21 protein-coding genes are annotated in these 26,941 nt (G+C 60.5%); 5 read left to right on the plus strand and 16 right to left on the minus strand.

Annotated elements, in window-relative coordinates; genetic code table 11:
• Positions 1–68: 68 nt before the first annotated feature.
• From ACM6G4_RS21455 to ACM6G4_RS21465, 3 genes are read left to right on the plus strand one after another with little or no spacing between them, the layout of a single operon-like run.
• A complete protein-coding gene (locus ACM6G4_RS21455; RefSeq protein ID WP_414914576.1) occupies positions 69–2,261 on the plus strand; it encodes an FUSC family protein in 2,193 nt (730 codons plus the stop codon).
• Positions 2,251–2,451 (plus strand): DUF1656 domain-containing protein, encoded by a 201-nt coding sequence (locus ACM6G4_RS21460; protein ID WP_007896379.1) that lies wholly within the window; start codon positions 2,251–2,253, stop codon positions 2,449–2,451. The genes ACM6G4_RS21455 and ACM6G4_RS21460 overlap by 11 nt, the downstream gene beginning before the upstream one ends.
• A 39-nt stretch (positions 2,452–2,490) precedes the next feature.
• Positions 2,491–3,354: an efflux RND transporter periplasmic adaptor subunit gene (locus ACM6G4_RS21465; RefSeq protein ID WP_414914577.1), complete on the plus strand. Its 864-nt coding sequence runs from the start codon at positions 2,491–2,493 to the stop codon at positions 3,352–3,354.
• Positions 3,355–3,407: 53 nt separating this feature from the next.
• On the opposite strand, the gene ACM6G4_RS21470 is transcribed toward ACM6G4_RS21465, so the two are convergent.
• The 16 genes from ACM6G4_RS21470 to yaaA form a co-directional block, all read right to left on the minus strand.
• Positions 3,408–3,806, minus strand: coding sequence for a DUF4440 domain-containing protein (locus tag ACM6G4_RS21470; RefSeq protein WP_414914578.1), 399 nt, complete (start codon positions 3,804–3,806; stop codon positions 3,408–3,410).
• A gap of 119 nt (positions 3,807–3,925) precedes the next feature.
• On the minus strand, positions 3,926–4,750 hold the full coding sequence (locus tag ACM6G4_RS21475) for an SDR family oxidoreductase (protein ID WP_414914579.1): 825 nt from the start codon (positions 4,748–4,750) through the stop codon (positions 3,926–3,928).
• A gap of 33 nt (positions 4,751–4,783) precedes the next feature.
• On the minus strand, positions 4,784–5,248 hold the full coding sequence (locus ACM6G4_RS21480; RefSeq protein ID WP_056726200.1) for a hypothetical protein: 465 nt from the start codon (positions 5,246–5,248) through the stop codon (positions 4,784–4,786).
• Positions 5,249–5,453: 205 nt separating this feature from the next.
• Positions 5,454–6,905, minus strand: a complete 1,452-nt coding sequence (locus tag ACM6G4_RS21485; protein ID WP_056726199.1) for a mannose-1-phosphate guanylyltransferase/mannose-6-phosphate isomerase — start codon at positions 6,903–6,905, stop codon at positions 5,454–5,456.
• A gap of 208 nt (positions 6,906–7,113) precedes the next feature.
• Positions 7,114–7,770: an alginate O-acetyltransferase AlgF gene (locus tag ACM6G4_RS21490; RefSeq protein WP_414914580.1), complete on the minus strand. Its 657-nt coding sequence runs from the start codon at positions 7,768–7,770 to the stop codon at positions 7,114–7,116.
• 14 nt (positions 7,771–7,784) lie between these two features.
• Complete coding sequence (locus ACM6G4_RS21495; RefSeq protein WP_414914581.1) at positions 7,785–8,960, minus strand: alginate O-acetyltransferase; 1,176 nt, start codon at positions 8,958–8,960, stop codon at positions 7,785–7,787.
• An 11-nt stretch (positions 8,961–8,971) separates the two neighbouring features.
• Positions 8,972–10,537, minus strand: a complete 1,566-nt coding sequence (locus tag ACM6G4_RS21500; protein ID WP_414914582.1) for an MBOAT family O-acyltransferase — start codon at positions 10,535–10,537, stop codon at positions 8,972–8,974.
• 195 nt (positions 10,538–10,732) lie between these two features.
• A complete protein-coding gene (locus ACM6G4_RS21505) occupies positions 10,733–11,857 on the minus strand; it encodes a mannuronate-specific alginate lyase (RefSeq protein ID WP_056726195.1) in 1,125 nt (374 codons plus the stop codon).
• Between the two features lie 8 nt (positions 11,858–11,865).
• A complete protein-coding gene (locus tag ACM6G4_RS21510) occupies positions 11,866–13,317 on the minus strand; it encodes an alginate O-acetyltransferase (protein ID WP_056726194.1) in 1,452 nt (483 codons plus the stop codon).
• Positions 13,318–13,327: 10 nt separating this feature from the next.
• On the minus strand, positions 13,328–14,917 hold the full coding sequence (gene algG / locus ACM6G4_RS21515) for a mannuronan 5-epimerase AlgG (protein ID WP_414914583.1): 1,590 nt from the start codon (positions 14,915–14,917) through the stop codon (positions 13,328–13,330).
• A 26-nt stretch (positions 14,918–14,943) separates the two neighbouring features.
• Positions 14,944–16,428 carry an alginate export family protein gene (locus ACM6G4_RS21520; protein ID WP_414914584.1) on the minus strand — a complete coding sequence of 495 codons (1,485 nt, stop codon included), beginning with the start codon at positions 16,426–16,428 and terminating at the stop codon, positions 14,944–14,946.
• Entirely contained in the window at positions 16,425–17,924 is a 1,500-nt protein-coding gene (algK, locus tag ACM6G4_RS21525) for an alginate biosynthesis TPR repeat lipoprotein AlgK (protein WP_414914585.1), read from the minus strand. The genes ACM6G4_RS21520 and algK overlap by 4 nt, the downstream gene beginning before the upstream one ends.
• 15 nt (positions 17,925–17,939) lie before the next feature.
• Entirely contained in the window at positions 17,940–19,109 is a 1,170-nt protein-coding gene (locus ACM6G4_RS21530) for an alginate biosynthesis protein Alg44 (protein WP_056726190.1), read from the minus strand.
• Positions 19,110–19,145: 36 nt separating this feature from the next.
• On the minus strand, positions 19,146–20,627 hold the full coding sequence (gene alg8 / locus ACM6G4_RS21535; protein WP_409078410.1) for a mannuronan synthase: 1,482 nt from the start codon (positions 20,625–20,627) through the stop codon (positions 19,146–19,148).
• A gap of 200 nt (positions 20,628–20,827) precedes the next feature.
• Positions 20,828–22,144, minus strand: coding sequence for a nucleotide sugar dehydrogenase (locus ACM6G4_RS21540; protein WP_046041959.1), 1,317 nt, complete (start codon positions 22,142–22,144; stop codon positions 20,828–20,830).
• 827 nt (positions 22,145–22,971) lie between these two features.
• On the minus strand, positions 22,972–23,751 hold the full coding sequence (gene yaaA / locus ACM6G4_RS21545) for a peroxide stress protein YaaA (RefSeq protein WP_056726188.1): 780 nt from the start codon (positions 23,749–23,751) through the stop codon (positions 22,972–22,974).
• 244 nt (positions 23,752–23,995) lie between these two features.
• On the opposite strand from yaaA, the gene ACM6G4_RS21550 reads away from it, so the two are divergent.
• Positions 23,996–25,120, plus strand: a complete 1,125-nt coding sequence (locus ACM6G4_RS21550; RefSeq protein ID WP_414914586.1) for a polysaccharide deacetylase family protein — start codon at positions 23,996–23,998, stop codon at positions 25,118–25,120.
• Between the two features lie 336 nt (positions 25,121–25,456).
• Entirely contained in the window at positions 25,457–26,851 is a 1,395-nt protein-coding gene (locus ACM6G4_RS21555; protein WP_008050144.1) for a PhoH family protein, read from the plus strand.
• The last annotated feature ends 90 nt before the right edge of the window (positions 26,852–26,941 follow it).

Below are 26,941 nucleotides of genomic sequence, written 5' to 3' on the forward strand. Positions count from 1 at the left end.
GGCGCGAGCAAGCTCGCTCGCCACAGGATTGCCCTCATCCCAAGTCTTTTCTAACTGAGCAGCATTTGATGACTCCTTTGCCCGCACCCTTGCGCTGGCTGTACTCCCTGGAATGGCGTCGGGGTTTCTTCGACTGGGCACGCAGCGACGGCGTGACCTGGGTCTACATCTTCAAGGTGCTGTTCGCGGCATTCCTGACGCTGTGGCTGGCCATGCGCCTGGAGTTGCCGCAACCGCGCACGGCGATGATCACCGTGTTCATCGTCATGCAACCGCAAAGCGGCCAGGTGTTCGCCAAGAGTTTCTATCGATTTCTCGGCACCCTGGCCGGATCGGCAGTGATGGTCGCGCTGATCGCCCTGTTTGCGCAGAACACCGAGCTGTTCCTCGGTTCGCTGGCGATCTGGGTCGGTATCTGCACGGCCGGTGCCGCCCGCTGCCGCAACTTCCGCGCCTACGGTTTCGTACTCGCCGGATACACCGCGGCAATGGTCGGCTTGCCCGCGCTGGCCCACCCGGACGGCGCGTTCATGGCCGCGGTCTGGCGGGTGCTGGAAATCTCGTTGGGCATTCTCTGTTCGACACTGATCAGTGCAGCCATCCTGCCGCAAACCGCCAGCGCCGCCATGCGCAACGCCCTGTATCAGCGCTTCGGCGTGTTTGCCCTGTTCGTCACCGACGGCTTGCGTGGCCGCAGTCAGCGCGAGGCGTTCGAGGCTGGCAATGTGCGCTTCATTGCCGAGGCAGTCGGACTGGAAGGGCTGCGCAGCGTCACCGTGTTCGAAGACCCGCACATGCGTCGGCGCAATGGACGACTCAGCCGCCTGAACAGTGAGTTCATGGGCATCACCACGCGCTTCAATGCCCTGCATCAGTTGCTCGAACGTTTGCGCAGCAACAATACGGATCATGCCGTGGCGGCGATAAAACCGGGCTTGCAAGACCTCGCCGAACTGCTCGACGGCTTCAGTGGCCGTGCCCTGACCAGCGCCGATGCGGCGCGCCTGGTCACGGTGCTGAGTGCCTACAAGGCAGGGTTGCCGGCGCGGGTGCGCAGCCTGCGGGCGATCTTTCAGGAGAGCGAACCGAGCGACGACGAGCTGCTGGACTTCCACACGGCGTACGAACTGCTCTATCGCTTCGTCGACGACCTGCACAGTTATGCGCAGACACACGCCTCCCTGGCCGATCACAGTCACGAACGGGAGCGCTGGGACGAGCCGTTCACCCCGCAAACCAACTGGATGGCAGCGGCAGCATCGGGGATACGCGCAGCGTTTATCCTGGTGGTATTGGGCAGCTATTGGGTGGCAACCGCCTGGCCGAGCGGCGCGACCATGACACTGATTGCTGCCGCGACCGTGGGCCTGTCCGCCGCCACCCCGAACCCGAAACGCATGGCCTTTCAGATGGCGTGCGGGACGTTGCTCGGGGCGTTGATCGGCTTCGTCGAGATGTTTTTCATTTTCCCGTGGATCGACGGATTTCCATTGCTGTGCGTGATGCTCGCACCGGTGATCGTACTCGGCTCGTTCCTGACTTCGCGGCCGCAATACGTCGGCGTCGGCCTGGGCTTGCTGATCTTTTTCAGTACCGGTTCGGTGCCGGACAACCTCACGGTCTATAACCCCTACACCTTCATCAACGACTACATCGCCATGGTGCTGGGCATGCTGGTGTGCGCAGCGGCCGGGGCAATCATTCTGCCGCCCAACAGCCGATGGCTGTGGCGTCGCCTGGAACAGGACCTGCGTGCTCAGGTGGTGTACGCCATCAGCGGCAAGCTCAAGGGGCTGGCGTCGAGTTTCGAAAGCCGTACCCGCGATCTGGTGCACCAGGCCTACGGCTTCGCAGCGGGTCAGCCGCAAGTGCAGCGGGACTTGCTGCGCTGGATGTTCGTGGTGCTGGAAGTCGGCCACGCGATCATCGAGTTGCGCAAGGAGCAGGCGATTCTGCCGGTGCATCCGGCCTATGCCGAATCCCGGCCGTGGCGTCAGGCGATCCGGGTGATGGGGCGTGCGCTGGTGCGGCTGTTCCTGCAACCGAACGGCAGCAACCTGGAGCGCGCGCTGGTCGCCGTCGATCACGCGATCAGCCGTGTGCAGTCCACCGACGAACCCTTCGCCCCGCACTTCGATACCTCGGCGCTGCGCCGGGTGAAGAGCTACCTGCACTTCATCCGTACCTCGCTGCTCGATCCGCAATCACCGCTTGCTACGTTCGCAAACAGTCATTCCCAAGGACTTGCACATGCCTCGTGAAATCGCCTTCCACGGCGTGTACATGCCGACCATGACCCTGATGTTTTTCATCGCGGCGGCGCTTGCCTGGGCGCTGGACCGGTTCCTGTCCGGGTTCGACCTGTACCGTTTTTTCTGGCATCCGGCGTTGCTGCGCCTGAGCCTGTTTACCTGTCTGTTCGGCGCGTTGGCGCTGACTGTCTACCGTTGACTCTCTATCACTGACTCTCTATCTCTGAAGAATGCCCCGATGAAAAAGTTTTTCAGCCTGTTCGCGACCTTGCTGGTGCTGGCCCTCGCGCTGTGGGTCGGCCGCTCCTTGTGGGAGCACTACATGAACACGCCATGGACCCGTGACGGCCGCGTGCGCGCCGATATCATCAACGTCGCCGCCGACGTCACCGGCGAAGTGGTGGACGTGCCGGTGCGCGACAACCAGCTGGTGAAGAAGGGTGATTTGCTGATGCAGATCGACCCCGAGCACTACCGTCTCGCGGTGAAACAGGCACAGAGTCTGGTGGCATCGCGCAAGGCGACCTGGGAGATGCGCAAGGTCAACGCCCATCGTCGTGCCGACATGGACAATCTGGTGATCTCCCGGGAAAACCGCGACGACGCCAGTAACCTCGCCGACTCGGCCCTGGCCGATTACCAGCAGGCCCAGGCGCAACTGGAAGCCGCCGAACTCAACCTCAAGCGTACGCAAGTGCGTGCGGCGGTGGACGGCTACGTCACCAACCTCAATGTGCATCGTGGCGACTACGCGCGCATCGGCGAGGCGAAAATGGCCGTGGTCGACATGAACTCGTTCTGGGTCTACGGCTTCTTCGAAGAAACCAAGCTGCCCCATGTGCGCGTGGGTGATAAGGCCGACATGCAACTGATGAGCGGCGAGTTGCTCAAGGGCCATGTGGAAAGCATTTCACGCGGCATTTACGACCGCGATAATCCGCAGAGCCGAGAGCTGATTGCCGATGTGAACCCGACGTTTAACTGGGTGCGTTTGGCACAGCGGGTGCCGGTGCGGATTCACATCGATGAAGTGCCGGAAGGGGTGCTGTTGGCGGCGGGGATTACTTGTACGGTGGTGGTCAAGCAAGGTGAGGGGGCATAACCGATAGACCGACTTGCTCGCGAAGGGTACAACGCGGTCCGTCAGGAGGGCGTTCACTCTTTGCAAAACGTCTCATGCAGATGCCGCCAGATCACTCGGCCATCAACGTGTTTCTCAAACACCACAGTCGAGCGGCGATCCGAGTGCAGCCCGGTCGCATCGGTCTGTTGCTCGCGGTAACTCACGGTCGCGCCTGCATCGTGCAGGGCGATGCCACGCAATTCGCTGAGTTCAATACGAAAGCCGAGCTTCTTGCCGCCCGCCAGCAGGAACAGTTCGCTCAGCGCTGCAAAATCCAGCACTCGGCCTAAGGGCGAGACCATGGAAAACTGTTGGGAGAAACGCGTCAGCAGTTGTTCGAGTTCAGCCGCGTCGCGTTCCTCGGCCAGCCATTGTTCGATGGCGACGTGCGCCTGGATCACTTCGTCGAAGTATTCGGTGTAGTCGGTCATGTTTGATTCCTTGAGTTCTGTGGAGTCTGTTCTGGCGCCTTCGCGGGCAAGCCCGCTCCCACAGGGGAACGCATTTCAAATGTGGGAGCGGGCTTGCTCGCGAAGGCGTCGACTCGGTCTCAGAGTTGCCCACGCAACCCGAACCGCTTCATCAATCCCGATTCCAGCAACCCCTTCGGCAACAATCCGGCAAGCAACGGCAACGCGCGGCTGCCATTACCCAGGCGGATCAGCCGTGGCGGTTTGGCCTGCTGCACCGCCTTGAGCAATCCGGCCGCAAATTCACTGGCCGGGGTCGGGTTGTCCTGAGAGGCTTTGGCCCGGGCGCGTATGCCTTCGCGCAGTGGAAACCATGGTGATTGCTCGCTGATCAACTGCTCGGCTTCGTGTCCGGCATTCTTTGCAAAACTCGAAGCGATGGCGCCGGGCTGAACCTCCATCACCCGCACGCCAAATGGCGCCAGTTCCATGCGCAAGGCATCGCTCAAGGCATGCACGGCGGCTTTCGAGGCGCAGTAGGCGCCGGCGAATGGCGTGACCAACACACCCGAAACGCTGCCGATATTCACGACCAAACCTTTGGTCCGGCGCAGCACGGGAAACATCGCGCGGGTGACGCCAACGACAGCGAACACATTGGTTTCGAACTGGCGCTGCATGGCCGGCACGCCGCCATCGAGCAGCGGCCCCATGGCGCCATAACCTGCGTTGTTGATCAGCACGTCGAGACCGCCGCGCTCCTGGTTGATGCGCTCGCTCAACTGCTCAAGGGCAACACCGTCATTTACGTCAAGTTGCACGGCGGTAAATCCGGCAGCGCTCAGCATGGCGACATCTTCGGCCTTGCGCGCACTGGCCCAGACTTCATAGCCGGCGACCTTGAACGTATCGGCAAGGGCGCGGCCAATGCCGCTGGAACAACCGGTAATCAACGCAACGGGCATGGCGCATTCCTTGTGCAAAAAATGGAGGAGGGGTCAGTCGGAAAAACTACCCTGCAATCGCTCGGCGCGAAACTCCAGGGTTTCCGGACGGTAGCCAGGACGCAGTGGCGGCAGCGGCAAACAGTCTTCCCAGTTACCACCGGCCTGCAATTCGCCGGGGCCGCGATAGCGCGGGGCGGTGTATTGATTGTCGGCCAGGTTCACCGTATCGCCCGGTGCATAAGCCGCGACCCGCCAGCGCAACTCAGTCAGCGGCACGTCATTGCCGTTGTTCAGGGTCAATTGCAATGGGCGGTCGGCGGGACATTGTTGTGGCGCGTAACTGATGCGCAACTCCAGGCGTTGCAGCTGCTTGAGCTCGTGGTGGTCCATCCAGATGACCCAGGTGGCGACGATACCCAGCCCCGCGGCGGCGGCCATGGATACGGGCAAGGCCTTGGCCGGATAGCGCAGCAACAGGATCAGCCAGGTGATGACCAGTAGAACGCCGATGAACATGACGTGAAATCTCGAGAATAGAGAGGGTCATCCTACCTAAGCGCAGGTGGGGTTGGCGATGGGCGATTAGGGGGTGTGCTGACTGGCCCCATCGCGAGCAGGCCAGCCAAGGCAACACAAATCCAGTGCAAAAAAAGCCCCCGCCCAGCCTGCTGCGGATAGGGAACGCAACAGGCTGGACGAGGGCTTCTTGTTTTACTGAACGTTACTGCGCGATGGTTTTCACCGACACGCCACGCTCAACCGGCGTCGAGCGCCCGTAGATATCTTCAAACCGCTCGATATCGTCCTCACCCAGGTAGCTGCCGGATTGAACCTCGATGATCTCCAACGGAATCTTCCCCGGGTTACGCAGGCGATGCACCGACGCGATCGGAATGTAGGTCGACTGGTTCTCGGTCAGCAGGAACACGTTCTCGTCACAGGTCACCTCGGCGGTGCCGCTGACCACGATCCAGTGCTCGGCGCGGTGGTGGTGCATCTGCAGCGACAGGCACGCGCCCGGCTTGACCGAGATGTGCTTGACCTGGAAGCGCCCGCCCATGTCCACCGAGTCGTAGGAGCCCCACGGACGATAGACTTCGCAGTGGTTCTGGGTTTCGCTGCGGCCCTGTTCGTTGAGGGTGTTGACCATCTGCTTCACGCCTTGGACCTTGTCCTTGTGGGCGATCATCATGGCGTCCTTGGTTTCGACCACGACGATGTTTTCCAGGCCGATCACCGACACCAGCTTGCCGTTGCCGTGGATCATGCAGTTTTTGCTGTCCTGGATCACCACGTCGCCTTTGGTGACGTTGCCGTTGGCGTCCTTTTTATTGACCTCCCACAGCGACGACCAGCAGCCGACATCGCTCCAGCCCGCGGTCAGCGGCACGACGCAGGCGCGTTGGGTTTTTTCCATCACCGAGTAGTCGATGGAATTGTCCGGGCAGCAGGCGAAGGTGGCTTCGTCGAAGGTGATGGTGTCGGCATCCTGATGGCTGCGCTCCAGGGTCAGCAGGCAGGTGTCGTAGATGTCCGGATCGTGCTTCTTCAGCTCTTCGAGGAAGCGGCTGGCGCGGAACAGGAACATGCCGCTGTTCCAGAAGTAACCGCCGGACTGGACGAACTCGGTAGCGCGCTTCACGTCGGGTTTTTCGACGAAGTGCGAGACACGGCTGACGCCTTCAGGCAGCAGCGAGTCGTTGGTCGACTTGATGTAGCCATAACCGGTTTCCGGCTTGGTGGCCGGCACGCCGAACAGCACCATTTCACCGTTTTCGGCGGCGACGGTGGCCAGGGCCAGGGCGCGTTGCAGGGCTTTCTGGTCTTCCAGCACGTGGTCGGCCGGCAGTACCAGCATCAGCTCGTCGCGACCTTCGCTGACCAGCATCATCGCAGTCAGGGCCACGGCCGGCGCGGTGTTGCGACCGAACGGTTCCATCAGGATGCGTTGGGTTTCCAGTTTGCGCGCCGCTAATTGCTCGTTGACGATGAAGCGGTGGTCCTTGTTGCAGACCACGATTGGCGTGTCCATGCCTTCGAACACCAGGCGTTCCAGGGTTTGCTGGAACAGGGTGTGTTCGCCGGTCAGGGCCAGGAACTGCTTAGGGAATTGTTTACGGGAAAGCGGCCAAAGACGTGAGCCACTACCACCTGACAAGATCACCGGAATCATGTTGTTACTCCTTGAATATCGATTGGTTAGAGCTACTGCGTTCTGTCGTTTCACTCTTGTTTTTGTTCCGTGTCGCAGGGGTTGCGCTGCCTGTGTAGGAGCTGCCGAAGGCTGCGATCTTTTGGCGCATTCAATGACGCCGAGAATCAAAAGATCGCAGCCTGCGGCAGCTCCTACAGAGATCGACGTTACCTCTGCGGAAAGTTCTTTAGCGCGTCGACACCGGGCGTTTTACCCAGACCGGCGACAGGCTGCTGCCGCTGCCGGTGACGTACAGCACCGCGGCTTCACCGCGTTCCAGGGCGACCGGTTTCACGTCGCCGACCTTGGTGGTGCCGTCGTACAAGGCCAGGCTGACCTTGACCGGGTTGATTTCACGTTCGCCGCGACCCTTGGGCGCAACGTTCGGGACTACGTCGGTCTTGCCATCGGCGGTCTTCAGGGTCAGTGCCTTGTCGCTGAGGTTTTGCACGCGTACCAGGGACTTCTGCTTGTTCTTGAACGGCGGCTCTTCGATCAGTTGCGGTGCGCCGCTGGCGTTGTTGACCAGGGTGTAATAGTGGTCGCCGGCCAGTTTCACCGGCAGGCTCTGGCTACCGACCTTGGCGCTGTAGTCGCCGCCCGGCATGAAGCTGAAGTCACTGCTCGACAGTGGCGCGACATCGCTCAGGTTGGTGTTGCCGACGGTGGCGCTGACTTCGGCGTTGCTGGCGTTGTAGATACGCACGAAGGTCGAGCCTTTCGGTGCGGTCGGGCCGTACAGGGCGGCGTCGCCACCGGCGAAAGCCTGTACCGACAGCACGCTGAGGCCGGCAACCAGGGCAAGGCGTTTGGCGAGACGACGAGGAGTTGTAGTGAAAGTCATGGTGTACCTCTCTTTCAGTTTTGCGCCCGGTCGGGCGTCTCGGATTTGTTGTTGATGGCTACGTTTTGTTGGCGGGCGCCGGCTTGTTTAAGCTCTGCGACCCACTGCGGGTCGGCGTCGCCGATTTCGTTGTTCACAGGCAGATATCGTTCAGGGAACTCCCAGATCAGCACCTGTGGCGGGCTGTTCTTGAAGGCGTCGCTCTTGAGGTAGCTGAGCATCGGCAGAATCGGGCCATGGCCGTCTTCGGCGTAATTGACCACATCGCTGTTCAGCGCTTGCTTGAGCGCGCCGACGAAGTTCCAGTTCGGGTTGGCGCTGTAGCTGGTGCCAATCAGGGCCACCGGCACTTCGGTGTTGGCGAACAGCGCGTCGTCACCGGCGGATTGATCTTCAGCCGCGACCGTATTGCGCTTCTGCAATTGCTCCTGTTTAGGCATCAGGTTTTCGAACAGCGGGTCCAGTGGCAGGAACAGACGCAGGTCGCCCTTGTGGGTGACGGTCTCGGCAGGTTCGGTGACGAAGCGCTGCGGCTCGCCGCTCAGCGGGTATTTGTCGGCAATGGTCCTGGCCAGACGGTTGGCGGCGATCTCGGCACCTTGCGGCGTCCAGTGGGTGTCGGTGCGCAGGAACACTTGCTGGCCATCCTGCTTGGCCTGTTGCAGCGGGCCGAGCAGGTCAGGGGCCGGAATCCGGTCGGCGGCCAGGCGCTGGTGGAAGTCCTTGTAGAGGTTGGCGTGGATGCTCGCCGGTTTCACCTCACCGAGGTGTTCCGGGTACAGGCGCACCTTGGCCGGAACCACGGCCATCACCAGTTGCACGCCTTTTTCCTTCAAGGTCTGGCGCACGCCTTCGACCAGCGCGTAGTTGCCTTGCAGGTTCAGCTCTTCGTTGACCACCGGGTGGAATTCTTCATCGCTGTACAACCACTGGTCGCGACCGAGCACCACGCCCGGACGACCTTCGTTGAACAGTTTGAAATCCAGCGCGGCCCAGAGGTTGGTGCCCAGGCGCTTGATCGGGAACTCGTCGTCGTAGTGCGTTTCCACGGCCTTGGTCCAGCGACCGTTGAGCACCGTCGCATCGGCGTTGGTACTGAAGCCGAAGAAGCTGCGCACCGACCACAGACCGAGCACCAGCAGGGTCACCAGGAACAGCGCGATGTAGAAGATGCGTAATGAGCGGGTCATGGTCAGATCCCTCAGAACTGGAAGTAAAGGAACGGCGAGAAGCTTTGCGCCGAGAGTTTGAGAATCGAGGCGATGAACAGCAGCAGCACCAGTGCACGCATCACGTAGCGCGACCAGTCAGCGGTCCAGTAGGCCGGTTGCACCTGGGCTTCGACGCCGACGGTGTAGCCAGGCTGGTGGATGTTCGCCGGGTTATCCCCTGGCACGGCCTTGATCGTTCCCGGTGTCGCAGCGGCCGGGCCGTCGGTGTCGACATTCACGGCAGGCTTGGTCTTGACCGGAGGCTGATTGGTGTAGAAATCCCGCAGGCCGAAGAACGCCAGGGTCACGTAGGCCACGATCAGGGTTGCCACTTGCAGGCCGGTGAGGCTGGCCTGGTTGAGTTCCGACAGCGACCAGTCGCCGAAGCTGAACATCGCGCCGTACATGCGTCCGGCGACGTGCAGGTTTTCCGCGCGGAAGATCACCCAGCCCATCACCACCAGCAGGAAGGTCAGTGCCCAGCGGATCGGGTTGAAGCTGCGTGGCGAGGTGTTCAGGCCGATGGCTTTCTCGATCGCCAGCCACATGCCGTGCCATGCACCCCAGACGATGTAGGTGATGTTCGCGCCGTGCCACAGACCACCGAGCAGCATGGTCAGGAACAGGTTGCGATAGGTCATCAGCGTGCCTTTGCGGTTACCGCCGAGGGTGATGTACAGATAGTCACGCAGCCAGGTCGACAGGCTGATGTGCCAGCGCCGCCAGAACTCGGTGATCGACTGGCTGACATACGGCTGCTTGAAGTTCTCCATGAAACGGAAACCCATCATCAGGCCAAGGCCGATGGCCATGTCGCTGTAACCGGAGAAGTCGAAATACAGCTGCGCGGTGTACGCCAGCGCGCCGAGCCAGGCATCGCCCGTGGTCGGGTTTTGCAGGGCGAAGCAGTGGTCGGCCACCACCGCCAGGGTGTCGGCGATGAAGACTTTCTTGATGAAACCCTGCATGAACCGCGTGCAGCCCTCGGAGAACTTGTCGAGGGTGTGGGTGCGGTTGTTGAACTGGTCGGCCAGGTCGCGGAAACGCAACACGGGGCCGGCGATCAGGTGCGGGAAGATCGCCACGAACGCCGCGAAGTCGATCAGGTTGCGGGTCGCCGGGGTGTCGCCACGGTAGACGTCGATGATGTAGCTGATGGACTCGAAGACATAGAACGAGATCCCGATCGGCAGCAGCACGTGAGTCAGGATGAAGGGCTCAAGGCCCACCGACGTCATCATTGCGTTGATGCTGTCGACGCCGAAGTTGGCGTACTTGAAGTAGCCGAGGATGCACAGGTCGACGGCCACGCCGAGCAGCAACCAGCGCTGCGCCGGTTTGGTCCTGACCCCGGCGGCACCGACTTTCAGGCCGATCCAGTAGTTCCACAGGGTGACGCCGGCGAACAGCGCGAGGAAGTCCACACGCCACCAGGCGTAGAACACGTAACTGGCAATCAGCAGCAGCAAATTGCGATAGCGTTGCCCGCTCAGATAGTACAAGCCGAGGAAGATCGGCAAGAACAAAAACAGGAACACGTTGGATGAAAAAACCATCCCGGTCTCTCCTTGTTTGAACCAACAGTCAAGGGCCAACGGCCCCCCCAAACCCCCCACGGAAATCCGGGGGGCTAACTCACAAAACCTACTTTCGACACCGACCCTGTAGGAGCTGCCGAAGGCTGCGATTTTTTAAAAACAGGATCAAAAGATCGCAGCCTTCGGCAACTCCTACAGGGGGTTGTGTCTGGTCTAGGAACCCTTGCTGCCCTTTTCATTGGCCGGGTCGTAGACCTTGGTCAGGTCACCGCCGAGGCGGAAGGACTTGAACGGTTGCATCTTGTGCTTCTTCGCCAGCACCTCGGGCGAGCAGGTGTAGAGCGAACAGAACGGTTCGAGCCAGGCAAATTTCGAGTCGACCTTCAGGTCGGTCATGTCCTGTTCCTTGCCGTTCTTTTCCTCGAACTCATCCGGGTCTTTCACCCCGGACAGCACCCGGTCACCCAGGCGTTTGAGTGCGCCATTGTTTTCCTGACGCAAGTCCACACCGTTGACCTGAGCGAAACTGGCGATCATCGCCAGCGGCGGCAGGGCGTAGTTGTGGTAAGCCAGGGCCCGTTGCTGACGCTTGAGTTCGTTGGGCAGGTAGCCGTCGGCGTCGACCTGGTTGGCGCCGACCTTGTATTCCTTCACTGCCCAGTCGAACAGGTCGCGACGGTTGGTGGCGACGGAGGTGGCCATCACCGACCAGGCGGCCCAGTACGAGTGGTTGTTGGTCTGGTCGAGCGGCAGGTTGTCCCAGTCGCTGACCACCTGATCGGCCATCTTGCTGAACCAGGCTTCGATCAACTGCGCTTGCTGTTGATGGGTGGCCAGCGGGCGGGAGTCGGAAAACTTCAGGCGGATGTACGCCGAAGCCATGCTGCCCAGCGCCCATTTGCGCATCGACTTGCCAGTGTGGTTGAAGTCCTTGGACATCAAGGCATCGGCCTGGGCCCAGGTCGTCAGCCAGTTCAGCATGCAGTCAAGCTGTTCCGGGCGACCGTCACGCATGAACTGCATCACGTGCTTGCTGATGCCGCGCTCGATCTTGGTGATGTCGGCGGTGCTTTCGCGGAAGGCTTTTTCCGACTGCTCGTTCAGGGTCGCGCGGGCCTTGTCCGAACCTTCGTACTTGCTGCGAAATTGCAACGATCCGGTGTACGGCGTCGGCACCGCATCGCAGCCTTCGCTCTTGTCGCCCGTCTTGAATTTATCCACAGGCGCCAAATAGCCCTGGGGTGGACGCAGTGGCGCAGCCGCTTGCGTGGCCCCGGCGAACATCGCCAGGCTCAAGAGCGTCGGTGCCAACAGAGTTGAAAATTTCGGATAGCGCATAGCAGACCTCATTGCCCGACCGAAGCAGTACGCTGTTCGGCGCCCGGGAATACGTTGCGTTTGCAGATTTTCGCTTCGACTTTCTGTGGCGCGGCACCCGCTTGTTCCGGGCCCTGGACTTCAACGGCCAGCAGGTTCTGCGAGGCCCAGTCTTCGTCCGTGCGCAACTCGAAGGCGAAACGCCCGTCGGTGTCGGAGGTTTCCGGTTTGTCGATCTTGATGTCCTCGTGGCGACCGTTCATGTACCAGAGGGTGGCTTGCAGGGTTTTCACCGACGTGTCGGCGAAGCGAATGTCGACCTGGTGGCTACCGTTGCGCAGGTCCATGTTCTTGCTGTTGACCATCAACTCGTTTTTGCCCGGCTTGAGCGTGGCGCTGCCGGACATCTGTGCATCCTTGCCTTCGCAACCGTTGTCCAGCAGCGCCATCATCTGGCGGTAGATGGTTTCCTGGTCGAGGCGGTACAGCGGCGAGAATTCCCAGATGAGAATCTTCGGCGGGTTCTTCTGGAACTCGTCGCTGCCCAGATACTGCAGCATCGAACCTTCCAGGCCGCCGCCGGGGAACGCTACGTTGAGGATGTCGGCGCCGATGGCCTCTTCGAGGAAACCGGCGAAGTTGTAGTTCTTGCCGCTGTGGGAGGTACCCACGAGGGTGATTTGCGGATTGCCGGAATCGCCGAACAGATCGCCATCGCCCGCTTCGCCCTTCGGCTCGGTGGTGAACTGATCCATGTACTGGATCGCGTAGCTGGTGCCACAGAGTTGACCGGCCATGTTGTGCAATGTTCCGGTCTTGCCCATGCGACCCGATTTTTTGGTCTCGAATTCGCGCTTGGGAATGTCGGCGAACTCAGGCAATTGCTTGACCTTCTCGGCGACGATTTTCGCCGTGCGCTGGGCGCCGTACGGGGTCCAGTGCTGGTCGCCACGGAAGTAGAAATCGTGGGCGGGCAGGGTGTCGGGCAACGACTCGTTGGTCAGCGGCGACAGGTCCGGAACGACGTAGCCCATCTGCGCGAAACGACCGAGCATGGACTTGTAGTTTCGTAGCGCCTTGTCGAAGTCGAAGCTGGCCTTCTCCGCCGGGTTGAGCTTGTTGCGGTTCACCAGGCCACGGGTCGGCTGGTACACGACAACCAGTTCCACGCCTTTGCTCTTGAACGCATCGTGCAGTTGTTTCATGCGTTTGTAGCCGGCGGGCGTGGTGTCGAATTCGGTGCGCAAGTCTTCTTGCGTACGGAACAGCCAGTCACCCTGGGCCTGCACCAGCGTGGTGAAATTCTGCTGATAACGGGTGGTGTAGTTCTTCGGGTCGTGGGCGGCCGGGCACAGGCTGCAGCACGGTTCGGCAGTGAATTTTGGAGCCTGGACTTCATCGGCACGCGCGCCGCCGCTGGCCGCGAGAATGCCGGCGGTCAGGGCCGAAAGGCTGAGTAGTTTGATCAAGTGTGGGTGCATAAGATTATCCTCAGTCCCGCATTTCGGTCTGGCGTTCGACGGGGTCGATCAGCACGGCTTTCTGCTGGCGCACCAGCAGGTCGAGAATTTCATCCTGGCGCTCGCCAAGAATGCCGGTGAAGCTGATGCCGCTGGATTTGGTCGGTGCGAGCATGGACACGCGATACAACTCGACACTCAGCGGCGAGTCGATGGACAGCGGTCCGCTGCCGTTTGCCGCCAACTCACCGCCGACCACGATCAGCGACACCTGGGCGTCGAACGGGTCGAGCTTGATGTCACGGTCGGTGTTGCTCAGGTCCTTGATGTGCCCGTAGACACCGGTCAGGCCGTTGGCCATGGAGACGTTTTCGTACAGGCGAATGTTCACGCTGTTACGAATGCGGATGCCGTGGCGGCGGTTGCTGACGACTTTGTTGCCCCACAGCAGGTTGTCGGCACTCTCGTAGAGGGTGATGCCGTCGGTGTGGTTCTGGTAGATCTCATTGTGGGCAATCAGGTTGTTGACGCTGTTACGGTCGATCACCAGGCCCGACAGCTTGTTGTCATAGCTGCGGTTGTTGAAGATGAAGCTGTCGTTGACCTCACGGGAAATAATGATCCCGTGCTTCTTCTTGGTCCCGTACACCGTGTTGTCGGCAATGATCAGACCGTGGGAACGGTCGTGCGGATCGATGCCGTAGACGATGTTGTCTTTGTAGGTGTTGCCCTTGACCACGAAGTCGCGGGTCTCATAGCAGTAGAAGCCGTACCACATGTCCGAGAACTCGGAGCCGACGATCCAGCCGGTCGGCTCAGGGCGCTTGAGCACCTTGGCCATGTTCGGCGTGTACTGGGAAATACTCACGCCGTAGGACTTACTGTTGGCATAGCCGAAACTGGCGATCTTGCTGTTGGCGATGTAGGTCTCGGTACCACCCCAGGACAGCAGGAACGGACGGAACTCCTTCGGCGAAGTAAACGTCGCCGGGCCGTTGTCCTTCTCGCGCCAGCCGGTGATTTTGGTGTCGCGCACGAACAGCTGGCCGTCGTTGACCAGGAACGCACCGGCCTCCTGGGACAGGCGCAGTTCCTGGGTCTGCTTGTCGATTTCCAGGATGCCGTGACGACCGACCACGATCGGCAACTTCGCCAGGTACACACCCGGCGAGGTTTCACTGAAGTACTGCTTGGGGACCTTTTTCGCCAGGTCCTTGAGGTTCATGTAGCCATCGTCGACGAAGATCGCCTGGGGGATGCCGTGCTGACGCACCACCCACTCGGCCATCTTGTTGTCGCCACCGATGAAGTCCTTCAGGGCGTCTTCCTGCATCATCCGGCGCAGGCTGATCTTGCCCGGTTTGCTGCGCACGATCTTCGCGGCGATGGCTTCGGCTGTGTAGCCGGAAACGTCCGGCAGTTTCGGCTTGGCCAGTTCCAGCGGCGCGGTCGGTGCGCTGCTGACGGTGTAGGTCTTGGCCTGTTGCAGTTCCTTGGCCGTGGTTACCGGCTTGGCCGGTTCCACATTGGCCGACGCCACATTGGCGAAGCCAGTCGCACTGGCCAGCAGCATCGCGCCGGCCAACAGGCTGATCGAGCCTTTTCGGGCTGGATGATTCATCTGGGAGACTCCCTTCGCGGTTTGCATCAGAAGCGCCAGATCACGTCGATGAACGCACGGTGCATGTACGAATCGACTTCCTTGCCATACGCATCGCCTGGCTTGAACACGCCGCCACGGAAGCGCACCAGGGCCGAAGGCTCATCGATCGCCTGACTCATCGACGCCGGCAACAAGCCTTGCTTGAAGTACTTGGTGACCACCAGATCCATTTCCTGACCGAGGTCTTTCTCGCCATCGTTCAGTGGCAGCGAAGTACTGGAGAGGATCGCGCCGGTCACATCGTCGGTGTTGTTCTCGACGGCGTTGATGCCATTGCTGCCGACCGGCTTATTGCCGTCGACACGCCAGAACTTGTGGTAGATCAGGCTGGCGTCGTATTCGTCGTTGAGCATCCACGAACCGAACAGGGTGGCGCTCTGCATGTTGTTCATTTCGCCACGGAAGGCCTCGCCGAAACGGTGCACGCGCGAGCGAGTGCCGGTGTAGTTCGAGCGGTTACTTTCCAGACCGTTCTGTTCGTAGTCGGCGCTGGCGCGGGCATAGGCGGCACCGACTTGCCATTGCGGATCGAGGCGCAAACGCACGCCGACATCGGTGGCCCAGCCGTTGAGGTCTTCACCGCGCTTGGCTTCAGTTGGCGGCGTGCCGTCGGCGTTCAGCGGGTTGACCTTGTCGATGTCGCCGCTCATGCCGGTGATGCTGCCCCAGTAATTGACGGTGTTGGTGTTGCGCCAGTTGTAGGCGTCGCTGTCGGCGGTCAGGCCGAGCCAGCTGATGTCGCCGTTCTGTTTCTTGTCCAGCGAATCGGTCGGTACACCCGGCTCCGGGTAATCGAGCTTGCCGTTGTCATGGGTGTGATGACCGCGAATGCCGACCCAGTTGCCCGGTGTCCACTGGTACGCGGTATCGGCGTAGGCGTGCAGGCGATCCTTGTCTTGTGGCGACAATTCCTTGAGGTCGGTGCGGTACTCGCTGAAGCGTTCGGCGATACCGACGTTGGCGCGCAGCAGGGTCGTGTCGAAGGTCCAGTTCAGGGCTTCGATGTTGGTGTCGCGCCATTGGCCGTCGTCATTGCGCAGGCGCTGGCGACCGAACTTCAGGATCTCGCCGGGGTAGGGCGTGAAGCCGCTGTAGCCGACCCAGAACTCACGCATGGCCAGGTAGTTTTTCTTGGTCTCGCGATCACCGTTGTCGGTGTTCTCGGCGCCATCGGATTGTTGCAGGGTGTCGGTCTCGATGATGTCAGTGGACGTCACCGCCTGACCCATGGCGTAGGCGCTCCACGCGCCGCTTTCGCCGTAGACCCACGGACGCAGGTCGAGGCCGACGCCATTGACGTCGCCGCCGGGAGCGGTGCCGAGGTCGCGGTCATCTTCGGACTGGCCGGTGATTTTCACGTCCAGGCCGAAGTTCTTGGTTTCTTCAGTCATCGCAGCAAGCGTCGGGCAAGACCAGATCAGCGCGAATGTCAGGCCAATACCGGCCTTCATGAATGGATTCAACTTCATTGGGATTCCTCGCCATCTTCTTCTTGCAGGGCATGCATTTCCGGCGTGTTCGGGCTCAGGGCACCGCGCACGGCCTGTTCTTGTTTCAACAGGCGTTGGGCTTCGGCCAACCGGTCGGGCGGCAATTGCGTTTGGATTGTTTGCGCAAGCTCGGTGGCTTGCGGAGTGTTCTGGGCCAGGGCCAGTTGGCTGAAGACGTAGGCGTTCAGCGGATCAGGCTTGGTGCCCTTGCCTTGGGAAAACAGTTGGGCAATGGCGAAGTCGGCGCTGTTCTGGCCGTTGCGCGCAGCGGTCAACAGATGGTCGAGAGCCTTCTGCGGGTAGACCTTGCCCAGGTAGCCACGGCGATAGATCTGGCCGAGGTAGTAATCGGCAGCGACTTCACGGCCGACGGCTTTCTGGAAATGCGCTTCGGCGACCTTGGCGTCGGCCGGCACCAGTTTGCCTTCGAAGTAGAGCTTGCCCAGCAACAGTTCGGCGCGAGGCTGGTCGGCGGCGCGACCGTTTTCCAGATACTTCATCATCTGGTCGACGTCGCCCAGTTCCGGGAAGTCGTAGAGCAATTGCGCGAGGGTGACCCACGATGCCGGGTAGCCCGGTGCGATCGGTTCGAGCAGCGACTGCGCGGTTTTCTCGTCGGTCTTGCCCAGGGAGGCATCGGCGAGCACGCGGGCGACGCTGTCGACGCGCTGCGCCGAAACGGTGCCTTGGGCATGAGCCGCTTGCATCTGCTTGATCAGCTCGGACTGTTGCTCTGGCTTGGCCTGTTTCTGATAGACCGTGGCCAGTTCGACGTAGCAGATATCGCTGATGTTGAGCGAGGCCTTGCAGATTTTTTCCACGTCATCCAGATGCTGGTCGTAGGTACCCTGGGTGCGATAGAGCAGCACTTGCGCCAGACCCGCTTCCGGTTTGTTCTCGGCACGCCATTGGCTGATCTGCTGCTGGGCGTTCACGTTGGGAAAGCTGTGCGGGTATTGCAGGTACAGCATCGCCAACGGGATCAGCGTATTGCCTTCGCCTGCCGCAGCGGCTTTTTTCAACAGGGTTTCGGCTTCGTGTTGTTCCGCTTCGGTGGAACCGGGCTTGGCCACCAGCAGACGACCGAGGCGTGCCTGGGCGCGCGGCGAAACGCTGGCTGCGGCGCGGTAAGTCGCCTCGGCCTGTTTCATCTGCGCCGGGTCACGGCTGTCGACCTGGATATCGGCCAGGCCGACCTGGGCTTCGCTGTAGCCCAGGTCTGCCAGTTGCCGGTAGTTCGCCGCGGCAGTGGTGGTGTCACCGCGCTTTAGCGCTTCGTTGGCCAGGCGTTGGTCGGGCAGGCCGGCGCAACCGGCGAGGCTCACCGCCAATGCAACGGCACACAAAGAGCCCATTTGGGAGCGGGCTTGCTCGCGAAGCAGGCGACTCGGTGCATCAGACAGACCGCGTCGATCCCATCGCGAGCAAGCTCGCTCCCACAGGGTCGGCGGCGTGTTGAGGGTTGGAGTAGTCACAGGCATGTCCTCGACTTAAAGACCGACAGCCATGGCTTTGTCGATCAGCCAGTTCAGGTTCGGGCCACGGTCGCTGTTCACTTCCACCGGGCGGCCGGCGAGGGAGCTGTCCAGGGTTTCGTCCGGCTGGATCAGCACGCGGATGTCCGAAGACAGATCGGCGCTTTTCAGGCTGGTGCTGCTGACGATCTTGCCGGTGCGGCTCTTGTCCTCGCCGGCGATCTGGAAGCGCACCGAAGTACCCGGGCGCACGTCGCCGAACTGGCGATAGGAGAAGCGCGCTTCAACATTGGCTTCGCCGCCCCGCGGGACCAGTTGGAAGATCACGTCGCCCTTGCTGGCGTACTGACCGTTGGCGACCATTTGCTGGGCCACGGTGCAGTCGCAAGGCGAGGTCAGGGTGCCGGTCATCTGCTTGCCGAACAGTTCTTCAACCTTGGCCGGTTGCAGTTGGTCTTCGTCCAGATGGCCCTTGAGCACGTCGAGCATGCTGGTGCTGAAGGTTGCCAGCGGTGCGCCCTTGGCGGCCACGCCGTCGGCTTTCACCAGGCTCTGCACGGTGCCGTCGCGGGGCATGGTGATGTTCACGCCCGGCACGCTGACCAGGCCGGCCTGGGCATGGCTGACGAAGTACATGCCGTACACCGACTTGAAGACAAAGCCGAATGCAGCCACGCCGACAACGAAGATCCCCAGGCTGAAGGTCACGGCTTTCAGGCGGCCGAACGCGGACATGCCGTGGCCGCCGTCCTTCGTCTTGCGTGCCTTGGTGAAGTTGTCGCGCTGCAGGGTCGCCAGCATTTCACCTACGCTGACGATGTCGCCCGCCAGGTGCGAAGTGATCAGGTGGCGCAGGGTCGAGATGTCCCGTGGTTCCAGGTTCTGGAACTGGCAGCCGGCGCGTCCGGTCTCGCGGTCGAAGGAGCGGACCTGCAACTCGACGTCCATGGCCAGGCCGAGGTTGTCGATGACGAATTGCAGGCGGGCCTTGTACACGTCACCCACCTTCAGCGGCAACTGACCGGCGTTGAATGCCAGGCCACCGGCGGACAGGTCGATCACCCGGGCTTCGACCGGCGTCCGGTCAGGGCCGAAAAAACGCAACTTGGCCGGGATTTTCACTCGGGCGTGTTGGCGCTGGGCTTCGGATTCGTGCACTACGTTGGCGTTGACGGCGGTATTCATAGGGGGCGTTTTCCTAGTTAATTCAGGCGAGTTCGGTCAGACCATCAACAGCAGCACGGCGACAAAAATGCTGCCGGCAGAGAAGGTCATGGTCCGAGACGACCAGGTGTTGAACCAACGTTGAAAGCTGGCGAGATCACGGGTCAGGGAAGTGGGTTGGCGAGTCCAGGACTGTTGGTCGAGGCGGAAGAACACGTAGATCTTCACCAGCGCGCCGACTATCTGGTTGTAATAGAGAATTGCCGGGTAGGCCGGGCCGATCCGGTGTCCGGAGCACGACAGCAACAAGGTCAGGATGAACCGGGTGATGCCGATCCACAGCAGGTACACCAGGATGAACGCGGTGCCGTACTTGAAGCTGGCGATCAACGCCACGGTCAGGCCCAGCAGCGAGGTCCACATCGACACGCGCTGGTCGAACAGCACCACCGAAGTGAACACGCCAAGGCGTTTGACCCCCAGGCCCAGGGCACGGGAGTTCTGCCGCAGGTTGTTGCCGTACCAGCGGAACATCAGTTTGCGGCTGGCCTTGATGAAGCTCTTTTCCGGCGGGTGTTCAACGGTGTTGATCGCCGCGTCGGGCACGTAGAACGTGTCGTAGCCCAGGCGCATCAGGCTGAACCAGCTGGACTTGTCATCGCCGGTAAGGAACTTGAAGCGGCCCAGGCGCCAGTGTTGCAGCGAGTCGCTTTCCACGTCGGCGATGAAGTCCGGGTTGGTGACCACGGTGGCGCGGAACACCGACATGCGGCCGGTCATGGTCAGCACGCGCTTGGACAAGGCCATCGAGCACATGTTGATGTGGCGCTGGGCGAAACGCAGCTTGTGCCATTCGCTCATGATGTAGCCGCCGCGCACTTCGCAGAATTCGTTGGTGGTCAGGCCACCGACGTTGCCGAACAGCTGGAACCACGGCACGGTCTTGAGCACCACGCCTTCGGCCAGCACGGTGTCACCATCGATGACAGCGACCACGGCGCGATCATCCGGCAGGTGCCGGGAGATGGCGCGGAAGCCGTAGGCCAGGCCATCGCGTTTGCCGGTGCCGGGAATGCGCACGAAGTCGAGCTTGACCCGGGACGGCGGGTTCATCCGGTTCCACAGGCTTTTGACCAGCAGCTCATCGGACATTTCCACGATGGAGCAGACCACGGTGGTCGGCAGGCCGCAGTCGATGGCTTCGCGGATCACCGAGCTGTAGACCTGCGCGGTGGTCAGGGCATCGATGCGGAAACTGGTGACCATCAGGAACACGTGGGACGGGTCAGCCGCTTTGCCCAGCTTGCGCACTTTGCGCCGCAGGTACGGGTAGACGATGTACAGAAAAATCATGCCGCGCACAAAGTGAGTGGCACCCATCGAGTAGCGCCAGATACCCACGGCGCCAATCAGGAAAATGAAGTCCTTCGACTCGGAGTCGAACGTGGACACGGGCAACGCCATGGCGAGACCCATCAGTAAACTCAGGTAGAACAGCCAACCGGCGGCCTGGAGTAGGCCGTGCTTTAGCCTGTGCATAATCTGCATCCGTCTCGATCTCGGGCGAGCCTTTGGGGTGGCCCGATGGGGTTAAGGCAGGCCTGTGAAAACTGGCGGCACCCGCTCTGGATGACGCCAGAATCCCTGTAGGAGCTGGCGAAGCCTGCGATCTTTTGATCTTCAGCAATCACGCCGGCGCCAAAAGATCGCAGCCTGCGGCAGCTCCTACAGATACCGCGTTACCAGCAGATGCCTTCGGCCCGGCTATTGGTGCTGGTGGCCTTGGACATGAAGCCCACCAGGTCGATCACCTGCTTGCCGTGTGGAACGTCCTGCACCAGGGCGCGGAATTTCTCGTCACGGTTGCCGAGGATGATCACGTCGGAGTTGTTGATCACCGCGTCGAAGTCGGAGTTGAGCAAGGACGAGACGTGAGGGATCTTCGACTCGATGTAGTCCTTGTTCGCACCGTGAACGCGGGCGTACTCGACGTTGCTGTCGTAGATGCTCAGGTCGTAGCCCTTGCCGATCAGCATTTCCGCCAGGTCGACCAGCGGGCTTTCGCGCAGGTCGTCGGTGCCGGCCTTGAAGCTCAGACCCAGCAGGGCGACTTTGCGTTTGTCGTGGCTGGAAACGATGTCGAAAGCGTTCTGCACCTGGGATTCGTTGCTGCGCATCAGCGAGTTGAGCAACGGCGCTTCCACGTCGAGGGAACCGGCGCGGTAGGTCAGGGCACGCACGTCTTTTGGCAGGCACGAGCCGCCGAAGGCGAAACCTGGGCGCATGTAGTACTGGGACAGGTTGAGGGTCTTGTCCTGGCAGACCACGTCCATCACTTCGCGACCGTCGACGCCGACCGCCTTGGCGATGTTGCCGATTTCGTTGGCGAAGGTGACCTTGGTGGCGTGCCACACGTTGCAGGTGTACTTGATCATCTCGGCGACCGCGATGTCCTTGCGGATGATCGGTGCGTCGAGCTCTTCGTACAGCGATTGCAGGACGTCGCCGGACGCCTTGTCGAATTCGCCGATGACGGTCATTGGCGGCTGGTCGTAGTCGGCGATGGCGGTGCTTTCGCGCAGGAACTCAGGGTTCACGGCCACGCCGAAATCAACACCGGCCTTCTTGCCGGAGCAGTCTTCGAGAATCGGGATGACCACGTTGGCCACGGTGCCCGGCAGCACGGTGCTGCGCACGACGATGGTGTGGCGGGTGGTCTTGTCGCGCAGGACAAAACCGATTTCGCGGCATACGGCCTCGATGTAGTTCAGTTCCAGGTCGCCGTTCTTCTTGCTTGGCGTGCCCACGCAGATCATCGACAGGTCGGTGTCGCGAATCGCCTCGGCGAAGTTGGTGGTGCCACGCAGACGACCTGTCTGGATGCCTTGGGCCAGAAGTTCACCCAGGCCCGGTTCAACGATCGGCGATTTGCCGGCATTGATCATATCGATCTTGTCTTTGGCCACATCGACGCCAACGACGTCATGGCCCCGTGCAGACAGGCAACCGGCACATACTGCGCCGACGTAACCCAAACCAAAAATGCTGATGCGCATCGCAATTACCTCTCTGTTATCAAGCCTGTATACATCAAGCCATTAGATGGCCGGAGTTAATGGTGTTCAGCGTGTTTTAGTGCACTCGCAAGTGTGCCTTACAGGCACGACAATGCCCTGTGCTGGCATATAAGTTACGAGTGTCTAAATAAGTGCACTCAAAGTGTGCGCAACTAGGCCTTGTTGTTATGATTTGCCCTGTTATGCAGCCGATCCTCCTGTCGGAAGGATGCGGGTGCAACGGCCTTGTACGCTTGATGTCAGGCCGAAAGCCCGTGGATCAAGCGGTTGGGTGCTCGGGTGAGCACGTTTATATGGGGCGCTGTCGTGGCCTTGTAGGGGATAGTCATACCGCGTTATCTCCTGTCCGATTGCTGTTGTCCAAATCAGTGATTAGTCAGCGCAAGTTAGTGTTTCAACTTCGCAACATGAATCGCTTATCTGCGTAAGTTATCTCGTACACGCTCGGCGAGAATCGTTACCGGTGGTATGAGCGGCGCGTTTGGACATAGTTCCAGTCCGCTCATCGCGAAATCTGAAATTTCTTGAAATATTGTGAAAGATGGCACTGCTCTCAAATTGATAGCACTTGCCGTTTCGCCCTTTATATATAGGCGGTTCATTGGCTGGGATATTTTTGTGCCACCACTGTTAAAAAAAGTCAGTGCCACTACGCAAAAAAATGATTGAAGTCGAGTGAAACTAAAGTTAGAAAATCGAGTGGTGTTTTTCTGGCGCCATGAAAATGGCGAAAAGGCGGGGAAGGCTGAAGTGAGTCGAGGGTCGGCGCACGAGCGGGTGTGAAGGTCGTGCGCCGACCGGATGCATCACTCTGGTGCGTGATCGCGCAGAAACACCAGATTGTCCGGCTTGGACTGTTCGGCGCTGTAGCGATAGCCTTGAACGTCGAATTGCTTGAGGGTGGCCGGGTCATTGATGCGTTCTTCGATGACGAAGCGGCTCATCAAGCCGCGGGCCTTTTTCGCGTAGAAGCTGATGATCTTGTACTGGCCGTTCTTCAGGTCCTTGAATTCGGTATTGATGATGCGCGCGTTCAAGGCGTTGCGCTTGACCGCCGAGAAGTACTCGTTGGACGCCAGGTTGAGCAGCACGTCATCGCCCTGATCGACCAGGGCTTCGTTCAGCCATTCGCTGATGCGCGAGCCCCAGAAGGCATACAGATCCTTGCCTCGGGCGTTGGCCAGCCTGGTGCCCATTTCCAGGCGATAGGGTTGCATCAGGTCCAGCGGGCGCAGCAAGCCATAGAGGCCCGAGAGCATGCGCAGGTGTTTTTGGGCGTAGTCGAAATCGGCTTCGCTGAGGGTTTGCGCATTCATGCCGGTGTACACATCGCCCTTGAAGGCCAGCAACGCCTGCTTGGCGTTTTCCGGGGTGAACGCGGGCGTCCAGCTGCCGAAACGCGCGGCGTTGAGCCCGCCGATCTTGTCGGAGACGTGCATCAACTCGCTGATTTGCGCGGGTGTCAGCTCGCGCAATTGCAGGATCAACTCCTGGGAGTGGTCCAGGTACTGCGGCTGGGTGAAGCGCTGGGTCGCCGGCGGTGTTTCATAGTCGAGGGTCTTGGCGGGTGAAATCACCATCAGCATGAAGTCGTCTCCTTTAATCGTGGCGGCGATTCTAGGGGGTTGTTCGTGTTGACTCCAGCTATGAGCGTGATAGGTGATCGGTGGTGTCATGGGACAAGATCGCAGCCTCGCTTCGCTCGACAGCTCCTACGGGACCGGGTTGGCTCAAAAATGGAATCGGATCGCGTAGGAGCTGCCGTAGGCTGCGATCTTTTGATCTTCCCGGGATATAGTGCCGCGCGGGTTTTGTTATGGAGACATCCCATTGCGTATCGCTTTTCTCATCTCGATCTGGCTACTGAGCTTTGGCGCCGTCGCGGCACCGGGTGATGTGGCGACGCTCGATCGCAGCACCTGGCCGGAAAAACTCGGTAATCCGACGCTGTTCGACGTGGCGTCCAGAGCCGAGATCCTCATGTTTTCCAGCGTCCTGTTGGCCAGCGAGGCGCTGGATGAACCCGGCCTGGCCCAGCGCCTGGGCCTGCGCACGATCAATCTGGAGTCGGTCAACAGGGTTCGCCAGCGCATGTGGCAACGGCTGCTGGCCAACTACAACTTCGCCCAGCAGAGCTGCGACCAGGATGCCTCCTTCTGTTTCCTGGTCGAAGACATGCCCACCTTGCGCGAGCAGGCTGCCAGGTTCCAGGTCGGCGCAGACAGCTACTACATCAAGTGGGCCGAGCCGAGCCGCGTGTTCCATACCCAATACCTGGACGAACAGTTGCGCAAGGCCGCTCTGTTCCCGCAAACCAGCAGCGAAGTCGATCGTTTTGGCGACTATGAGCGCAGTGGCGACGGGATGCATGACCGGCTGTTTCTGCTGACCTTCGACAGCGCCGCCAACGCCGCGCCGGATAACACTGCCTGGGTCGCCGAGTACCTGCGCAAGTCGAACCTGAGCGGGACATTCTTCGTCCTCGGCAAGGACATCCAGGCGCGTTTGGCCGACGCTTCGGTGAGCAACCTGCAAGAGACCTACTCGAGCCAATGCATCGGCGTACAAGGCTGGGAGTTCCGTTCCCACAGCCACTGGCAGGACTGGCAGGACTCGGTGCGCCGCAGCGCCGAACTGGTCAAGAGCAAGCTGCCGGAGAACTACGTGCCCCTGTTCCGTCCGCCCGATGGCCAGCGCCGCTCCGATGCTGAAGGCTTCTTCAAGACTCAGGGGCTGCAGGTAGCGCTGTGGGACATCGACGCCCAGGACGGTGCCGGCAAACTCAAGGGCAACCCGAGTGCGCAACGGGTGCTGACCCTGATGCTGCTGTGGCGGCACGGGGTGATCAATTTCAATGTGAAACAGGATGCAGTGAAAACGGCATTGCCGTGGCTGGTCACGCAAACGGCGCCTGTCGGGATCGGCTGGGAGGATTGCCAGGATGCGTTTCGCTGAAAACGACAAAGCCCCGTAAACATTGGGTTTATGGCGATTTTGGAAGGGGATTCGTTGCAGGTGGACTTCCGACTGTAAACGGGTGATGGCAGTCCGCCAAGTGCTATTGGTCAATCTGCAAAATAAACTTCAAAAAAGCGTCAAAGTACTTTTTTCTGTCACACGTTTTGGAGTATTACGAAGACAGACCGCCGAAACCTGCAACACAGGTGGCGTCTTCCAAGACCCCGCATGTATGCAGAACACTTGAGTCCCCGCAGGTGTATTCGGCAGTCACTTCGAGGCGCAGCACCGTCAAGGTATTGCGTCGAATGGCTCCCACAAAGGTGACCGAGTATGGATGATCACGGACGTAGCTCTTCTTCCAACCAGCCAATCCTTTATGTACTCGATACCAACGTATTGATTCACGATCCAAACGCGCTGCTTAACTTCGAAGAACACCACGTCGCGATCCCGATGACCGTGCTTGAAGAGCTGGACAAGCTCAAGAGCGGGCATCACAGCGTAGCCGCCGAATGCCGCCAGGCCATCCGCCTGATCGACAAGACTCTGGGCGATGCCTCACCCGAGGATGTCGAGCAGGGTGTGCCGATCCAGCGTGGCAAAAGCGGACCCAAGGGTTTGCTGTCAATTCTGATGAGCAAGCATGCCGAGCCGAACCTGATTCTGCCCGAGCACCTGAACGACAACAAAATCATCAACCAGCTGATCGACCTGCACGCGCGCGACCCGAAGAAGCCCGTGGTGCTGGTCACCAAAGACATCAACATGCGCCTCAAGGCGCGCGCCTGCGGGATCGCGGCCGAGGACTACAGCACCGACCAACTGGTCGACGACGTGTCCTTGCTGCCCAACGGCTACCACAACATGACCGGCTCTTTCTGGGACCGCGTGAGCAAGGTCGAAACCCGTCAGGACCACGGCCGCACCTGGCATCAGGTGCAATTGATCGACAACCTGCCGGCGGTGCACATCAACGAGTTCATCATTGATGAACAGGGCTTTGTCGGCTGGATCAAGGAGATTGAAGAAGACCGCTTGCTGATCCTCGACCTGCACCAGGAACCGCTGCTGCACCAGGAAGCCTGGGGGCTCAAGCCGCGTGATATCTATCAGAGCCTGGCGTTGTACGCCTTGCTCGATCCGGACATCCACCTGGTCAACCTGTCGGGTGCCGCGGGCTCGGGTAAAACCATCCTGGCGCTGGCCGCTGCGATCGAGCAGACCATGGTCAGCAAGCGTTATCGGCGCATTATCGCCACCCGCAGCGTGCAGGGCCTGGACCAGGAAATCGGTTTCCTGCCCGGCACCGAAGCGGAAAAAATGGAGCCGTGGCTGGGCGCCATCACCGACAACCTCGAAGCCTTGCACATGGATGACGAAAGCACCCATGGCAGCGTTGACTACATCCTCAGCAAAGTGCCGTTGCAGTTCAAATCCCTCAACTACATCCGGGGCCGCAGCTTCCAGCAGAGCCTGATCCTGATCGACGAATGCCAGAACCTCACGCCGCACCAGATGAAAACCATCATCACCCGTGCCGGCGCCGGTTCCAAAGTGGTGTGCCTGGGCAACCTGGCGCAGATCGACACCCCATACCTGTCCGCGACCAGCTCCGGGCTGACCTATCTCACTGAACGCTTCAAGGACTTCCCGAACGGGGTGCACATCACCCTGCAAGGGGTACCACGCTCGATCCTGGCCGAATACGCCGAATCGCATTTGTAACTGTCCACCGGAGCCGGGCGGCCGCGAGGTCGCCCGGTTTTTTTGTACGCCACGTAAAGGCCCGTGCCTCAGGGCAGACCCAATACCGAT

Source organism: Pseudomonas sp. IT-P258, from assembly GCF_949767825.1.
Classification (GTDB): Bacteria; Pseudomonadota; Gammaproteobacteria; order Pseudomonadales; family Pseudomonadaceae; genus Aquipseudomonas; species Aquipseudomonas monachiensis.

Bases quoted from the DNA above. Each gene is read 5' to 3' on its own strand.
- ACM6G4_RS21455 (WP_414914576.1), top strand. From the start codon at position 69: ATGACTCCTTTGCCCGCACCCTTGCGCTGGCTGTACTCCCTGGAATGG.
- ACM6G4_RS21460 (WP_007896379.1), top strand. From the start codon at position 2,251: ATGCCTCGTGAAATCGCCTTCCACGGCGTGTACATGCCGACCATGACC.
- ACM6G4_RS21465 (WP_414914577.1), top strand. From the start codon at position 2,491: ATGAAAAAGTTTTTCAGCCTGTTCGCGACCTTGCTGGTGCTGGCCCTC.
- ACM6G4_RS21470 (WP_414914578.1), bottom strand. From the start codon at position 3,806: ATGACCGACTACACCGAATACTTCGACGAAGTGATCCAGGCGCACGTC.
- ACM6G4_RS21475 (WP_414914579.1), bottom strand. From the start codon at position 4,750: ATGCCCGTTGCGTTGATTACCGGTTGTTCCAGCGGCATTGGCCGCGCC.
- ACM6G4_RS21480 (WP_056726200.1), bottom strand. From the start codon at position 5,248: ATGTTCATCGGCGTTCTACTGGTCATCACCTGGCTGATCCTGTTGCTG.
- ACM6G4_RS21485 (WP_056726199.1), bottom strand. From the start codon at position 6,905: ATGATTCCGGTGATCTTGTCAGGTGGTAGTGGCTCACGTCTTTGGCCG.
- ACM6G4_RS21490 (WP_414914580.1), bottom strand. From the start codon at position 7,770: ATGACTTTCACTACAACTCCTCGTCGTCTCGCCAAACGCCTTGCCCTG.
- ACM6G4_RS21495 (WP_414914581.1), bottom strand. From the start codon at position 8,960: ATGACCCGCTCATTACGCATCTTCTACATCGCGCTGTTCCTGGTGACC.
- ACM6G4_RS21500 (WP_414914582.1), bottom strand. From the start codon at position 10,537: ATGGTTTTTTCATCCAACGTGTTCCTGTTTTTGTTCTTGCCGATCTTC.
- ACM6G4_RS21505 (WP_056726195.1), bottom strand. From the start codon at position 11,857: ATGCGCTATCCGAAATTTTCAACTCTGTTGGCACCGACGCTCTTGAGC.
- ACM6G4_RS21510 (WP_056726194.1), bottom strand. From the start codon at position 13,317: ATGCACCCACACTTGATCAAACTACTCAGCCTTTCGGCCCTGACCGCC.
- algG (WP_414914583.1), bottom strand. From the start codon at position 14,917: ATGAATCATCCAGCCCGAAAAGGCTCGATCAGCCTGTTGGCCGGCGCG.
- ACM6G4_RS21520 (WP_414914584.1), bottom strand. From the start codon at position 16,428: ATGAAGTTGAATCCATTCATGAAGGCCGGTATTGGCCTGACATTCGCG.
- ACM6G4_RS21530 (WP_056726190.1), bottom strand. From the start codon at position 19,109: ATGAATACCGCCGTCAACGCCAACGTAGTGCACGAATCCGAAGCCCAG.
- alg8 (WP_409078410.1), bottom strand. From the start codon at position 20,627: ATGCACAGGCTAAAGCACGGCCTACTCCAGGCCGCCGGTTGGCTGTTC.
- ACM6G4_RS21540 (WP_046041959.1), bottom strand. From the start codon at position 22,144: ATGCGCATCAGCATTTTTGGTTTGGGTTACGTCGGCGCAGTATGTGCC.
- yaaA (WP_056726188.1), bottom strand. From the start codon at position 23,751: ATGCTGATGGTGATTTCACCCGCCAAGACCCTCGACTATGAAACACCG.
- ACM6G4_RS21555 (WP_008050144.1), top strand. From the start codon at position 25,457: ATGGATGATCACGGACGTAGCTCTTCTTCCAACCAGCCAATCCTTTAT.